Source organism: Paraburkholderia sp. TE9906 (assembly GCF_056279605.1).
The window spans coordinates 543,647-556,689 of sequence record NZ_JBWCCT010000003.1 but is presented as its reverse complement, the minus strand read 5'-3'; the positions used below and the strand labels follow the sequence as shown (position 1 = coordinate 556,689).

Annotated in this window: 12 protein-coding genes, 2 pseudogenes and 1 riboswitch; of the genes and pseudogenes, 8 read left to right on the top strand and 6 right to left on the bottom strand. The window is 61.6% G+C overall.

Annotated elements, in window-relative coordinates; all coding sequences use genetic code 11:
* Window positions 1-231 precede the first annotated feature (231 nt).
* Window positions 232-1,068 (bottom strand): IclR family transcriptional regulator, encoded by an 837-nt coding sequence (locus tag ACZ9H4_RS10295; protein WP_408150463.1) that lies wholly within the window; start codon window positions 1,066-1,068, stop codon window positions 232-234.
* A gap of 1,597 nt (window positions 1,069-2,665) precedes the next feature.
* Here ACZ9H4_RS10295 and ACZ9H4_RS10290 point away from each other — a divergent pair.
* From ACZ9H4_RS10290 to ACZ9H4_RS10270, 5 genes and pseudogenes are all read left to right on the top strand, one after another.
* Window positions 2,666-2,794 (top strand): annotated as a pseudogene (locus ACZ9H4_RS10290) (ESPR-type extended signal peptide-containing protein); the annotation flags it as partial.
* A 28-nt stretch (window positions 2,795-2,822) separates the two neighbouring features.
* Window positions 2,823-4,181 (top strand): annotated as a pseudogene (locus ACZ9H4_RS10285) (ShlB/FhaC/HecB family hemolysin secretion/activation protein); the annotation flags it as partial.
* 40 nt (window positions 4,182-4,221) lie between these two features.
* On the top strand, window positions 4,222-4,896 hold the full coding sequence (locus ACZ9H4_RS10280) for a CsgG/HfaB family protein (RefSeq protein ID WP_408150461.1): 675 nt from the start codon (window positions 4,222-4,224) through the stop codon (window positions 4,894-4,896).
* Window positions 4,897-4,960: 64 nt separating this feature from the next.
* The gene (locus tag ACZ9H4_RS10275; RefSeq protein WP_476118957.1) at window positions 4,961-5,332 is read left to right on the top strand and encodes a DUF4810 domain-containing protein; all 372 of its coding nucleotides are present in this window, start codon (window positions 4,961-4,963) and stop codon (window positions 5,330-5,332) included.
* 10 nt (window positions 5,333-5,342) lie between these two features.
* Window positions 5,343-6,008, top strand: a complete 666-nt coding sequence (locus ACZ9H4_RS10270; protein WP_476118956.1) for a DUF799 domain-containing protein — start codon at window positions 5,343-5,345, stop codon at window positions 6,006-6,008.
* Window positions 6,009-6,174: 166 nt separating this feature from the next.
* On the opposite strand, the gene ACZ9H4_RS10265 is transcribed toward ACZ9H4_RS10270, so the two are convergent.
* The 3 genes from ACZ9H4_RS10265 to ACZ9H4_RS10255 form a co-directional block, all read right to left on the bottom strand.
* Window positions 6,175-6,363 carry a hypothetical protein gene (locus ACZ9H4_RS10265; protein ID WP_476118954.1) on the bottom strand — a complete coding sequence of 63 codons (189 nt, stop codon included), beginning with the start codon at window positions 6,361-6,363 and terminating at the stop codon, window positions 6,175-6,177.
* A 95-nt stretch (window positions 6,364-6,458) separates the two neighbouring features.
* On the bottom strand, window positions 6,459-6,839 hold the full coding sequence (crcB, locus tag ACZ9H4_RS10260; RefSeq protein ID WP_408150455.1) for a fluoride efflux transporter CrcB: 381 nt from the start codon (window positions 6,837-6,839) through the stop codon (window positions 6,459-6,461).
* An 81-nt stretch (window positions 6,840-6,920) separates the two neighbouring features.
* Window positions 6,921-6,982: riboswitch (Fluoride riboswitch) on the bottom strand.
* A gap of 238 nt (window positions 6,983-7,220) precedes the next feature.
* Complete coding sequence (locus ACZ9H4_RS10255) at window positions 7,221-8,408, bottom strand: ammonium transporter (protein ID WP_408150453.1); 1,188 nt, start codon at window positions 8,406-8,408, stop codon at window positions 7,221-7,223.
* A 409-nt stretch (window positions 8,409-8,817) separates the two neighbouring features.
* Between ACZ9H4_RS10255 and ACZ9H4_RS10250 the strand changes: the two genes are divergently transcribed.
* Window positions 8,818-10,557 (top strand): sensor histidine kinase, encoded by a 1,740-nt coding sequence (locus ACZ9H4_RS10250; RefSeq protein WP_476118953.1) that lies wholly within the window; start codon window positions 8,818-8,820, stop codon window positions 10,555-10,557.
* A gap of 35 nt (window positions 10,558-10,592) precedes the next feature.
* On the opposite strand, the gene ACZ9H4_RS10245 is transcribed toward ACZ9H4_RS10250, so the two are convergent.
* Both ACZ9H4_RS10245 and ACZ9H4_RS10240 read right to left on the bottom strand, forming a co-directional pair.
* Window positions 10,593-10,919 (bottom strand): hypothetical protein, encoded by a 327-nt coding sequence (locus ACZ9H4_RS10245; protein ID WP_476118952.1) that lies wholly within the window; start codon window positions 10,917-10,919, stop codon window positions 10,593-10,595.
* Window positions 10,920-11,070: 151 nt separating this feature from the next.
* Window positions 11,071-11,652 (bottom strand): DJ-1/PfpI family protein, encoded by a 582-nt coding sequence (locus ACZ9H4_RS10240; protein WP_408150447.1) that lies wholly within the window; start codon window positions 11,650-11,652, stop codon window positions 11,071-11,073.
* Window positions 11,653-11,895: 243 nt separating this feature from the next.
* On the opposite strand from ACZ9H4_RS10240, the gene ACZ9H4_RS10235 reads away from it, so the two are divergent.
* On the top strand, window positions 11,896-12,366 hold the full coding sequence (locus ACZ9H4_RS10235) for a BCAL1086 family glycoprotein (protein WP_408154384.1): 471 nt from the start codon (window positions 11,896-11,898) through the stop codon (window positions 12,364-12,366).
* 87 nt (window positions 12,367-12,453) lie between these two features.
* The gene (locus ACZ9H4_RS10230; protein WP_408150443.1) at window positions 12,454-12,909 is read left to right on the top strand and encodes an Rrf2 family transcriptional regulator; all 456 of its coding nucleotides are present in this window, start codon (window positions 12,454-12,456) and stop codon (window positions 12,907-12,909) included.
* The last annotated feature ends 134 nt before the right edge of the window (window positions 12,910-13,043 follow it).

Below are 13,043 nucleotides of genomic sequence, written 5' to 3'. Positions count from 1 at the left end.
ACCCGAGGCGCGGGACAGAGATGTTAACGCAATGCGGCATCATCACAGGTTTGCCGAGCCGTTCTCGATGCCGGGAAGGGCTCGCCGGGCGAGCGCCCCGCGACAGGAATGCATGATCCTACGTTGCGCGGTCTGTAACAGTCCACCCGACTATTTTTCTTTTGATTACGAAGGTTACAGGAGGACGGGCGGCCGCCGCGAGCGCGAGCCGGCGAATCCTCGCGTTCCGGCTCAGGTGTCGAGCCGACGCCCCGGCGTGCCGCCGATCTCGAGCACGATCTTGCCGATGCATTCGAGCAGCGCCGGCGCGGCGCGCGAGATCAGCCAATCGCGCGGACACTGGTCCGCCGAGCCGCCGCAATTGACCGCATAGCGCTCGCCCGATGGTCCGACGAAACCGAGCGCGATCGCGTTCAGGCCGTTGTACCACTCGCCGGTGGCGATCGCGAAGCCACGCTCGACGGTGTCTTGCAATGCGCTTTCGAGCCGGCTGCCGATGTAGCCCCAGTCATCGCCCTCGGCCACCTGCAGGCCGGCGAGCAGCGTGTCGCGCTCCGGCTGGGCGAGCGCCGCGAGGTAGGCGCGGCCCACCGCGGTGCGGCTCAGATTCATCCGCGAGCCGATCTCGAGACGCGACACCAGCACCGCCGAGCGCGGCCGGATCGCGTCGATCACCACCATCTCGAGCCGGTCGCGCACGGCCAGATGCACGGACAGCGCGGTGCGTTCGGCAAGTTCGATCAGGAACGGCCGCGCGCGCGCCCGGATGTCGAAGTTGCGCAGAAAGCCGTTGCTCAGTTCCAGCACCGACGAGGTCAGCACGAAGCGCTCGCTGTCGGGCAGCCGGAACAGGAAGCCGGTGCCGACCAGCGTGGCGGTGATGCGTGAGACGGTCGGCTTGGGAATGCCGGTCAGCTCGGTGAGTTCGCGATTGCTGAGCGGCGCGTCGGCGGCGGCGATCGAGCGCAGCACGGTCAGGCCGCGTGCGAGCGCGGTGACCTCATCGCCCGGACCGTCTTTGTCTTTGACCGGGTCGGCTGTCGCACTGGAGGACGTGGGTCGGGTCATGTAAATTTTTGGAACTAAATTTCAATTTCTGCGTTGGCAGCTTGCTAGCGACCGTGCCGCACTGAACCTTGGGAAGCCCCGAAATAGGGCATTCAATGGATCTTTAATTAGAAGATTCATTGTATCGGAATATTTTTCCGATGCGAACGAAGCCTCTTTAGATTTTGCTTGACTTAGTCAGCATAACCATAAAAAATGGAACCTCATTTCGAAAGACGATTTCAGACTCTGTATTCCCACATTCTGAATTCACCCAGGTTCGCGCAGTAGCTGTCGACACCTTAGCGGTCGATTCTCGCAGTCCATGGTCATCAGTCCGCTTTGGGTTTCGCAGCAGCGCCTCATCTTTCGAATACCGTCTCTCAGGTTCTAGCACGGCCCTCGGAATGGCTAGAACTTTTTAAGGCGTCACGGCAACGTGACGCCTTTTTTTTCGTCTATCGGCATACAACAAAGTCTGCGGCATTTGATAACTTTATTGCACGGTGCAGCAATTCCTAGTAGCCATGCATCAACGGCAGGGTCGACCAGGCATGGCAACAGCCCTCGTGCCAGCAGTCCTCGGAGAACCTTTCCCGGCCGACGACGCGTCCACATCAAAAACGCAGCGACGCGTACGTCCAAGTCTTTCACGGTGTTAAGACTCCGGAATACGATCTCGCGCTTTATGCAGAAAATCGAGAGGCCATGTTATGGGCATTATCGGATCTCGCTCTGCGGATTGCTCAAGCATTCCGCAAATAAGTTGCTGCCGAGCCAGATAACACTAAGAGTGCGAAGATTTTATTTGCGGCATGTTCGAACGCGGCCAAAGCAACATCCAGAAGCGCGTTTCAGTCAGCCGCTGGCCTTAAGGATCGCGAGTGGTGAGCCATTCAAAGTGCCGGGTTACATTCTCGGGGCAGTCGGACACGCTTGCGGTAAGGGTGCCGAGCGATGGCAGTTCTTTCAAATGAACAGAACCAGATCGTCGGCGCTCCGCTGAAACCGCTTGCGTGATCGTATGTGCCGGCAGTGGAAAGGCAGAGACCGCAATTCGCCCCGTGCCATGCGAGCTTGCCTTGGCTCTGCGCGGGGAAAGGGCGTGCTTCTGGCGCAGCATTCGAGTGCGGATTCGCCTGCGTTTCGTGGTGCTACCGGGGAGTGTTTCCCCGGTTTGCCGGGCAGGCTTCGGCGGGCTGAACCCGCTCAATTCGCATGCGCTCTGTCGGCTCGACACGCGTTCCCAAAACGTACACGTAGCTCGATACATTCCAGTTTTCACGCTTCACAGCCAGAACACTCTTCCCGAGGGGTTGAGGTGATCTCCTTGAACGATTGATCTTTCTTTTTATTCTTATCTGTTTGCCAAGCATGACTAACGTCATGCATGGCGAAAGGCTGTCGGAAAAGCAACTTGTTCGACGCGATGACGCATGACCCATAGCCAATATGGCGCAAGACACTCGGATTCGCACAATCAGACGAGTTCGATTTCACTGAAGCGTAGCGAATCGCGTCGAATCTAACAATTGTTGACCAACGCCTTGTCGCGAGTGAGTTAATTTTCTCCGCGACGAAATAAGCTGCGCATTCAAGAAAGCTGTGCGTTCAAGAAATGAACAGGAATATTCTCAGGCTGGTGCTCAGCCGAATTCGGGGCATGCTCATAGCTGTTGCAGAAACAGCGAACGGAACGGGCGAAGCAGATTCGGATAAGACCAGCGGTCGCCGCTCAGCGGGACGCATTTCATTGTTCCCGATGCTGTACACCGCTCGACACGCTCACCAAAGGAATGCAATAGACGATCCTGAGCCGCGGCTATATCACCACCCGAGTACTGCTGCCCGAACAGGACCCCTCAACCGGGACGCTCAAATTCGCACTGGTGCCGGGCGTCATCGGCAAGGTTCGCTTTACCGATCCTGCAACGCGCGGCACATGGAAGTCCGCATTCCCGACCCGCGACGGCAACGTGCTGAATCTACGTGACCTCGAACAGGGACTTGAACAGATGAAGCGCGTCAGCAGTCAGGACGTGTCCATGCGGATCGTGCCGACCGACATTCCCGGCAAAAGCGACGTGGTACTCGATGTGAAGCGTACCAAGCCGTGGACCGTGGTCGCGTCGGTGGACAATTCGGGCCAGCGCGCAACGGGAAGGCTGCAAGGCAACCTGAGTCTCGGCGTCGACAACCCGCTCGGCCTGAACGACATCTTCAACGTGGGCGTAAGCCAGGACCTCGAATTCGACGACAAAGGCCTTGGCTCACACGGATGGAACGGTTCCTACCCGATTCCGTGGGGCTACTGGACCGGTACGCTGTCGGCCTATACGAACTCGTACTATCAGCAGATCGCGGGCGCCAACGCGACGTTCGTGTCGAGCGGCAACTCGCAGACGGTGGACTTCAAACTCCAGCGCGTTCTCATGCGCAGCCAGAACAACGTACTTGGCGCGCAGTTCCGGCTGACGAAGCGTTTTGGCGAGAGCTTCATCGAAGATACCGATATCCGGCAGCAGCACCGCAACAACACTTTCATCGAAGCCGGTCTGACGAACCGTCATTACTTCGGCGCGTCGCAATTCGACGGCAGTCTCGCATACCGTCAGGGTGTGGGTGCACTCGGCGCAACCCCGGACTACTACGTGAATGGCCCCACGTACCGCTTCCACATGGCCGTACTCGACGCGAACCTGTCCGTGCCGTTCCCGATCGCAACGCAGCCACTTCGCTACGTGACAAGCGTTCGCGGCCAGTTGACCAACAACACGCTGAACTACATCGACGACCTGACGATCGGCAGCCGCTACACGGTGCGCGGCTTCGACGGCGAAACGATGCTCGCGGCCGAGCGCGGTTTTTTCTGGCGCAACGAATTGCAGTTGCCGATCGGCTCGACAGGGCAGTCACTCTATGCAGGCATTGACTACGGCCATGTATTCGGTCCGAGTGCCGTCTACCTCGTCGGTACGCAACTGGCGGGCGCCGTGGTCGGTATCAGGGGCAGCGCATTGGCGAAGGCCGGTGCGCTCGCCTATGACCTGTTTGCCGGCACCCCTCTCTATAAGCCCTCGGGTTTTCCGACGGCAAGGGTAGCGCTCGGCTTTCAGGTAACGGCGCAATTCTGACGATCGCGTTGATCATCAAGTTTTTATCAAAAGGAGAAGGATGAATATGTCAAAGATCTATGGAGTTTCAGTGCTCGCCGCCGCCCTTACGTTGGGCGGATGTGCAACGGAGTCCTCACATTCGCTCCCGGTCCAGCCCGTGAGCGTTTCCCAGACTCCGTACGCAGGCGAGCGCGTCGAGATGGCCGTCGGCAAGTTCGACAACCGGTCCAGCTATATGCGAGGAATTTTCTCCGACGGAGCCGATCGCCTTGGCGGGCAGGCCAAGACCATTCTGATCACCGCGCTGCAGCAGAGCGGGCGCTTTAATGTGCTGGATCGGGACAACCTCGACGAAATCCGTCAGGAAGCTGGCTTCATGAAGAAGGGGCAGGCGATCAAGGGCGCTAACTTTGTCATCACTGGCGACGTCACCGAGTTTGGCCGCAAGGAAGTGGGTGATCGCCAGCTCTTTGGCATTCTCGGCAGTGGCAAGAACCAGGTGGCTTATGCAAAGGTAAGTCTGAACGTGGTGAATACCACGACCTCGGAAGTGGTGGCGTCGAGTCAGGGGGCGGGGGAATACAGCCTCTCGAATCGCGAAATCATCGGCTTTGGGGGCACCGCCAGCTACGACTCGACCCTGAATGGCAAGGTGCTTGACCTCGCGATCCAGGAAGCCGTCAACCATCTGGCTGCGCAGGTCGATGAGGGCGTGCTCAAGCTATCACGATAGGCGCACGACCCAGCGACGTCGCACAGCTTTTCGTGCGACACACCATCACCTGACGGAATTCAAGATGAAACATACGGGCACGATATGGGGAATGAGGCTGCCGGCAATGACAGTTGCGGCGCTCCTCACGGGATGTGCGGCAAACAGCCCGCCGCCGCTTTACCAGTGGAGCGGCTATCAGCCAGCGGTCTATGACTACCTCAAGAGGGACAAGAACCCGCAGCAGCAGATCGACGCACTTGAAAAAGCGCTGCAGGAAATCCGCGCGAAGGGCGCCACGCCCCCGCCGGGTTTTCATGCGCAACTCGGGCTGCTGTACGCGAGCGTTGGCAAGGACGGGCCGGCCATGGAACAGTTCGGGGTCGAGAAAGACCTGTTTCCGGAATCCTCGACCTACATGGATTTCCTGATGAAACATAAATCGAAACAGCCCTAAGCGAGCCGTCATGCGCAGATTCCTTTCTTTCAGACTTTGGTTTGCCCTCTCGACGTTCACGTTGCTGGCTGCGTGCGCGCAGCCCGTCAAGCATGCCGACTACACCGCTTTCAGGAACAGCCGGCCGCATTCAATTCTCGTTTTGCCGCCCGAAAACGAGACGACCGATGTGCAGGCGACGAACAGCATGCTTTCGCAGATGACGATGCCACTCGCCGAATCGGGTTATTACGTTGTGCCAGTGGCGGTGATGGATGAAACCTTTCGCCAGAACGGCCTGACCGTCCCGGCCGATATTCAGGCAACGTCCCCCGCGAAGCTTCGCGAGATTTTTGGTGCGGACGCGGCGCTGTATTCGAAGATCACCCAATACGGCACCGTGTACCACATCGTCGATAGCGCGACTGTCGTCACCACGTCGGCAAAGCTGGTGGACCTGAAGACCGGTGATGTGCTTTGGCAGGGAAGCGCAAGTGCCAACAGCAACGAGGGGAGCAACTACGGCGGAGGCGGCCTGATCGGCATGCTCGTGACGGCGGCGGTCAAACAGATTGCAAATTCGCTGACGGACAAAGGTCACGATATTGCTGGTGTGACGAGTTACCGGCTGCTGCACGCGGGCCCACCGAATGGGCTGCTGTACGGTCCGAGATCGCCGAAATCCGGCACGGACTGATCTCGCCGGTTGCCATCGCGCCCCTCGCTGGACGAGGCACGCGTGCTTTCGACGGTGAGGCGATGCTTGCCGCCGAAATGGGTTTCTTCTGGTGCGACGGGCTTCAGTGGCCAACGGGCTCGACGGGGTCAGTTGGCCCATGCGGGCGGGGACTACGGTTTGGATATCACCGCAACGCCGACTCCGACTCTCTCGACTGTAACCAGTTGGTGGACGCGGTGGTCGGCATCATGGTCCGCGCATCGGCGAGCTTCGCAACGACGCTGTGCGGAGCGACGAGCCCGATCGCACCGTCGACTTCCCGCTCCAGACGCGCACCCAGCGCGGCAAACGCATCGCGCCGCTGGCGATCCATACGGCCGCATTTCCTCGCCTTGTTATTCATTCATGTTTTTGAAAAACAACAGACGGCGCATTGGCGATTCCCGAAAACCGGCAAGCGCTGCATTTTCAGCGCGATAACAGCGAAACGGTTGCAATACCGAGGACGGTCATTGCCAGCGACGCGCTCACGTGAATGACGATCTCGCCCGCGGCCCAGCCGAGCCGACCGTCCTGCAAACGTTGCACGACTTCCGCGGAGAACGTCGAGAAGGTGGAAAGGCCGCCCATCAGGCCGGTAATGACGAAGAGCCGCCATTCGGGCGCGATCTGCGGCACCCGCGCAAATCCCGCGACCGCGACGCCGATGATGTAGCCCGCAATCACGTTGGCGGCGAACGTGCCAAGCGGCATGCCGCTAAAAATACCGTTCAGGCGGATGCCGAGAAACCAGCGAAACAGCGAGCCGAGCGCGCCGCCAATGGCGACAGCGAGAAAGGACCAATACATGGAGGAAGACCTGACCAGACCGAAGTGTCGACAAACCGGGCTGAGCGTGGGCGAGGCGATGCCCACGTCCGCAGTCATCCGGGCGAAGCAGGCATCATCAGCCACGAGGGCGGTTAATGGAGAATGCCATCTCCAAGGCCGAAGTCTAACATCGGCGGGGCATGTGGGGACAGGTCCAGGCCACGTCGAGAGTGTGGCGCGCCGGTTTTCCGTCCGCGCCGGCGCTCGGATCGTCGCGCCTCGCGGCGCAGCGGTGCGAGGTGAGCGCTGGGGCCCCCGGCGTAGCCCGTGCGCTCGCAGGGGGAGCGCGTCAACGCCGCGCTCGCGCGCGCAAAGCGCCGCCCGCTGCGCCCGCACGGACCAGGCCTTACCTTGTCCCTGTTACTCCGGCGTCGCCGAAATCTTGTGAATCGACAGATCCGCACCGTTGTATTCGTCTTCCTGGTCGAGCCGCAGACCCACCGTCAAACGGATCGCGCCGTACACGAGCGAGCCGCCGAGCGACGCCACCGCGATTCCGCCCAGCGTGCCGATCAGCTGCGAGCCGAATGACACCCCGCCCATGCCGCCGAGCGCGTGCAGACCGAAAATCCCCGCCGCGATGCCGCCCCACGCGCCGCACAGCCCGTGCAACGGCCACACGCCGAGAACGTCGTCGATGCGCCAGCGGTTCTGCACGCAGGTGAACATATAGACGAACAGCGCGCCCGCGATGCCGCCCGTCACGAGCGCGCCGAGCGGATGCATCACGTCGGAGCCCGCGCAGACCGCCACCAGACCTGCGAGCGGACCGTTGTAGGTGAAGCCCGGATCGTTGCGGCCGGCGAACCACGCGCTCAGCGTGCCGCCGACCATCGCCATCAGCGAATTGACGGCGACGAGGCCGCTGATCTTGTCGACTGTCTGTGCGCTCATCACGTTGAAGCCGAACCAGCCGACCGTCAGCACCCATGCGCCGAGCGCAAGAAACGGAATGTTCGACGGCGGATGCGCGGCGATGCCGCCGTCCCGATGGTAGCGCCCGTGCCGCGCGCCCAGCAGCAGCACCGCCGGCAGCGCGACCCAACCTCCGAACGCGTGCACCACCACCGAGCCGGCGAAATCGTGAAACGGCGCGCCGAACACATGGGCGAGCCAGTCCTGGATGCCAAGGCGGCCGTTCCATGCGATTCCCTCGAAGAACGGATAGACGAAGCCCACCAGCACGAAGGTCGCGAACAGTTGCGGATTGAATTTCGAGCGCTCCGCGATGCCGCCCGACACGATCGCCGGAATGGCGGCGGCGAAGGTCAGCAGGAAGAAGAAGCGCACCAGCGCATAGCCGTTGTGCGCGGCCAGCGACTCCGCGCTGCCGAAAAACTGCACACCGTAGGCGATCGTGTAGCCGATGAAGAAATACGCAATCGTCGAGACGGAGAAGTCCACGAGAATCTTGACCAGCGCATTGACCTGATTCTTTTTTCGGACCGTGCCGAGTTCGAGAAACGCAAATCCCGCATGCATGGCCAGCACCATCGCCGCGCCGAGCAGAAGAAACAGGGTGTCGGTGCCGGTTTTCAAACTTTCCATCGATGTGTCCCGCGTATTCCAAAAAAGCGGGCAATGAATGCAAGAAGTGGGCCAAACTTGTGCCGGGAAGCGTCGATGCGGTGCAATTCAGCACCGGCATGGGATTGGTCACATGCATGACGCCCTTGAGGCGTTCCTCCAATTGCACCGGGAAAGACATCAAAAGCACAATGGTAGTGCATGAAAATTCGCGTACACCCGGAATGATCCAGATGAGGGCGAAATATTCGATTTTAATTACATTGCATTCAAGATCCTGACGCGTTGGCGTCCCTTTGCGAGATGTTCGGGCGGCCCGGCGAAACGCGCGGTCCACGGTGACCGACCGTCTTTGTCTTCCTGGGCAAACGTCGACATAATGTGCCGACCCCCCCAATGATCTACGGCCAACGACCTTCAATGCGCACGCATGAGACTGACGACTAAAGGCCTGTTGCTGATCGCCATTCCGGCTGTCTTCGAACTGGCGCTGCTGTCCGGACTGGTCAAGGCCCAGTCCGACGCGGCGCTGGCGGAGCGTTGGGCCATTCATAGTGAAGACGTGCTGCGTCAGAGCGCCGCGATTCTCGATCCGGTGCTGAGCGAATCCGTGGCGCTGCGCGGCGCGGTGCTTGCCAACGACACGCACTTCGCCACGCCGGTCGCGGTATGGGTGGATGTCGACCGCCGCATCGACCAACTGGCTGAACTGGTCGCCGACAACCCGGCTCAGGTCGAGCGTGTGGTGCAGGTGCGGCAGGCCGTGCAGGCGTATCGCCAATGGTCGGACCGGATTCAGGATCTGCTGCGCTCAGGGTTGCGGCATGACGTTCTCGAACGCTTGCGCGATCCGGCGAAAAGCGATGCGCTCGATCGCTTGCGCCAGCAGATGGTCGCGTTCCAGGCGGAGGAGCGGCGCATCGACGCGTTGCGCTCGAGCGCCGCCGGCGTCGCGCGCGAACAGCAGCAGACTTTGATCGCCACGGCGGCGTTCGGCTCGCTGCTGTTCGTGGCGCTGGCGATCTGGTGGTTCACGCGCGGTGTGCGCGGGCGGCTCGCTCTCCTGTCCGACAACGCCGGGCGCCTCGCGGGCAACGAGCCGCTGGCGCCGCTCGACACCGGTCGCGATGAAATCGCCCGCCTCGATCTGACCTTGCATGACACGAGCCGGCGTCTGCTCGAAGCCGAGCGCATCCAGGCGCGCTTCCAGGCGGACCTCACGCGCCGCACCGGCGAACTGGCGCAGATCAACGAAACATTGCGGCAGCAGACCCAGGAAAACGAGATGTTCATCTACGGCGTGTCGCACGACCTGCGTGCGCCGCTGGTGAATCTGCAGGGCTTCTCGAAAGAACTGATCCGCGCCTGTGACGAGCTGCGTGCGACGGTGCGCGAGTCGTCGCTCGCCGAGCAGTCGCGGCAGCGGATCGAGCGGGTAGTCGACGAGGATATCGGCGAAGCGCTGCACTATTTGCAGACGGCCGTGTTGCGCGCGTCGCACATCATCGACGCGCTATTGCGGTTGTCACGGGTCGGTCGCGTCGAGTATCGCCGGCAGAAGGTGGACGTGCAGGACATCGTGCAGCGCGTGATCGATGCGATGCAGGGCTCGATCCGGACGCGGCGCGCTCGTGTGAGCGTCGGCGAGTTGCCTGCGGTGTGGGGCGATCCAACCGCGCTCGAGCAGGTGTTCGCGAACCTGGTCGGCAATGCGGTGAATTACCTGGACCCGGCGCGCGAGGGCAAGATCGAAATCGGAACGACGCCGGCGCCGCTGGGCGTGCATTCGTTACGCATTTTCTATGTGCGCGACAACGGCCAGGGGATACCGGCGGTCGCTTTGCCGCGGCTTTTCAACGCGTTTCAGCGACTCCACGGCAATGCGAGCGCCGGCGAGGGCATCGGCCTCGCGCTCGTGCGCCGAATGGTGGAGCGGCACGGCGGACGCGTGTGGGCGGAATCGCAGGAGGGGCAGGGCACGACGTTTTATCTGTCGCTGCCCGAAGCCGGGATGCGTTCCGAGGAAGCGGCTGCTGAGGCGGCCGGTTTTCCGCAGAAACGGGATGGGCACGGTTGGCGCGCGGACCTCGAAGGTCGTGAAGGCGCGAGAGCAGGTGACAACCGGACTGTGCATTCCGTCGACACCGCGCCCGGTATCGGCACGCGCTGATCGGCGCGTGCCGATGAGCATGCCGGCTGTGCGGTTCAGTGCGCGGCGAAAATGCGCCGTGGTTTGAGCAGCTTGCTGCCGCGAATCGACCAGTAAAAGCCGCAAGCGAGCAGAACGGCGACGCCTGTCAATGCCTCGACCGGTGCGGGACGCAGACCGGGCAGGCCGCCGATCGTGAAGAGGCCGCGCGCGACGATCAGCAGTGCCGCCCAGATCGAACACGCGGCTTGTGCCAGCATGCGCGTACCGGTTACGCGCCGCGCGCGGTTGTCGCGCGACCAGTTGGCCGGTGTGTGCGCGCAGAAGAAAGCAATGGCCATCAACGTGATGGCGAGGATGACGATCCAGTCGACAAGTTCCATCGAAAAAACACTCCCAAGTCAGCCCTAGACTTTAGAAAGGTTTTGCGGTGCGAACTATCGGACGAATCTCAAATGCAAAATGGTGTGCCGTATTCCGGCGAACGCCTGGTGCCGCGCGGGCAGGGCGCTCGCTGTCGAATTTCGCGCCAGCTTAGAGTTCGATGCGCGTGCCGAGCAGCACGAGGAACTGGCGCAGCCATTCGGGATGCGCGGGCCATGCGGGCGCGGTGACGAAGTTGGCGTCGGTGATCGCGGCGTCGACCGGAATGTCGGCGTATTCGCCGCCCGCGAGTTTCACTTCGGGCGCGCAGGCCGGGTATGCGGAAATGCGCTTGCCGCGAATCACGTCGGCGGCAGCCAGCAGTTGCGCGCCGTGACAGACGGCGGCGATCGGCTTGCCCGCTTCGGCGAATTGCCGCACTACCTCGATCACTTTGGGATTGAGCCGCAGATATTCCGGCGCGCGGCCGCCGGCGATCGCCAACGCGTCGTACTGGCGCGGATCGGCGTCGTCGAACGACGCGTTGAGCGTGAACTGATGCCCGGGCTTTTCGGTGTAGGTCTGGTCGCCTTCGAAATCGTGGATCGCGGTCTTGATGCGCTCGCCCGCTTTCTTGTTCGGACAGACCGCGTCGACGATATGGCCGACCGCCTGCAGCGCCTGAAACGGCACCATTGTTTCGTAATCCTCGGCGAAGTCGCCGGTCAGAAACAGAATCTTCTTTGCCGCCATCGTATGCCTCCAGTTGATCAATGAAAACAGCGAAACCATTTCGACATTCATCGATGCTCACGCAGTCTACTCCATCGCGTTTGACAGAACCGCGACGGATTGCGTGAGCGAGCGTCCTTGCACGGCGCACCGTGCCGCGCCCAACATGGCGGCTCGCGCTCCCCAGTGAGTCAGTGCGGCGCAACGGCGTATCATGAGCGCGTTTTCGCACGCGGAAGCCGCTCGATGCGGCTCAATTCAAACATGACTTCATCTCTCTATTACCCGTTGTTGCGCCGCGCGGCGGTCGTGGTCGTCGTATTCGGTGCATTGGCCGCATGCCAGAAGAACGATGCGTCGGCCGGACAGGTTGCCGGCAAGCTCAACGACGCCGCCCAGCTCGCGGGCCAGAAGCTCGACCAGGCGGCGAGCTACGTCGGCCAGCAGGTCGATGCGACCAGATCCGCCGCGCAGCAGAACCTCGAATCCGCGTCCGCGCCGTCGATCAACATCGACCCGAACGCCCTTGCTTCGAGCGCGCAGGCCAATCTGCAAAGCGCGGCGAGCGCAACTCACGCGCAGCTCGGCAAGGCCGCATCGCTCACCGGCCAGAGCCTCGAAACGGCGGGGCGCAAGCTGCAGGAGTGGTCGGCGCAGAATACGGCCTCGTCGGCGCACGCGGCGGCTTCGTCAACGGGCGATTCGGCCGATGCGCAAAAGCAGATGGACAAGTGACATGCCGGCCGGACCGATCAGTCATTTGACGGCTGGGTTAAATGTAATTACTATGGTTACACATTGTGGTCGCTGGGCGGGTTTGTTGTGAATACGAGTAGCCGGTTTGCATTTGCGGTGCACGTGCTTGCGCTGTTGTCGCTGCAGGAGGGCGTGCCGCTTTCGTCGGAGATGATCGCGGGCAGCGTGAACACGAATCCCGCGCTGATCCGGCGGCTGTTGACCATGCTGGCCGAGGCGGGTCTCACCACGTCCCAGCTCGGCTCGGGCGGCGGCGCGCTGCTCGCCCGTGCGCCCGGGCAGATCACGTTGCTCGACGTGTACCGTGCGGTAGACGACGCGCAATTGTTCGCCCTGCATCGCGAGGAGCCGAATCCGGCGTGCATGGTGGGGCGCAATATTCAGGGTGTGCTGCGCGGCATCATCGACGAAGCGCAGGAGGCGCTGGAGGCGTCGCTTGGCGCACGCACGCTGGCCGACGCCACAGCCGACGTCGTGCGCGCTGAGAAGCAGCGCGAGCGCAAGCGGCGTGTGCACGGATGAGGCGGTAACGAAGCAGTATCGAAGGGCGCATGTGCGGCGTATGCGGCACATGCGTCTGAAAAACGGACGGGGGCTCGAGCCCCTCTTTTTCCCACGATATATGTAATCAATGTAGTTACATATAAATCAATCAG

What these genes read in the sequence shown, in the direction of transcription:
- ACZ9H4_RS10295 (WP_408150463.1), bottom strand. Translation starts at nt 1,068, where the DNA reads ATGACCCGACCCACGTCCTCCAGTGCGACAGCCGACCCGGTCAAAGAC.
- ACZ9H4_RS10280 (WP_408150461.1), top strand. Translation starts at nt 4,222, where the DNA reads ATGAATATGTCAAAGATCTATGGAGTTTCAGTGCTCGCCGCCGCCCTT.
- ACZ9H4_RS10275 (WP_476118957.1), top strand. Translation starts at nt 4,961, where the DNA reads ATGAAACATACGGGCACGATATGGGGAATGAGGCTGCCGGCAATGACA.
- ACZ9H4_RS10270 (WP_476118956.1), top strand. Translation starts at nt 5,343, where the DNA reads ATGCGCAGATTCCTTTCTTTCAGACTTTGGTTTGCCCTCTCGACGTTC.
- ACZ9H4_RS10265 (WP_476118954.1), bottom strand. Translation starts at nt 6,363, where the DNA reads ATGGATCGCCAGCGGCGCGATGCGTTTGCCGCGCTGGGTGCGCGTCTG.
- crcB (WP_408150455.1), bottom strand. Translation starts at nt 6,839, where the DNA reads ATGTATTGGTCCTTTCTCGCTGTCGCCATTGGCGGCGCGCTCGGCTCG.
- ACZ9H4_RS10255 (WP_408150453.1), bottom strand. Translation starts at nt 8,408, where the DNA reads ATGGAAAGTTTGAAAACCGGCACCGACACCCTGTTTCTTCTGCTCGGC.
- ACZ9H4_RS10250 (WP_476118953.1), top strand. Translation starts at nt 8,818, where the DNA reads ATGAGACTGACGACTAAAGGCCTGTTGCTGATCGCCATTCCGGCTGTC.
- ACZ9H4_RS10245 (WP_476118952.1), bottom strand. Translation starts at nt 10,919, where the DNA reads ATGGAACTTGTCGACTGGATCGTCATCCTCGCCATCACGTTGATGGCC.
- ACZ9H4_RS10240 (WP_408150447.1), bottom strand. Translation starts at nt 11,652, where the DNA reads ATGGCGGCAAAGAAGATTCTGTTTCTGACCGGCGACTTCGCCGAGGAT.
- ACZ9H4_RS10235 (WP_408154384.1), top strand. Translation starts at nt 11,896, where the DNA reads ATGACTTCATCTCTCTATTACCCGTTGTTGCGCCGCGCGGCGGTCGTG.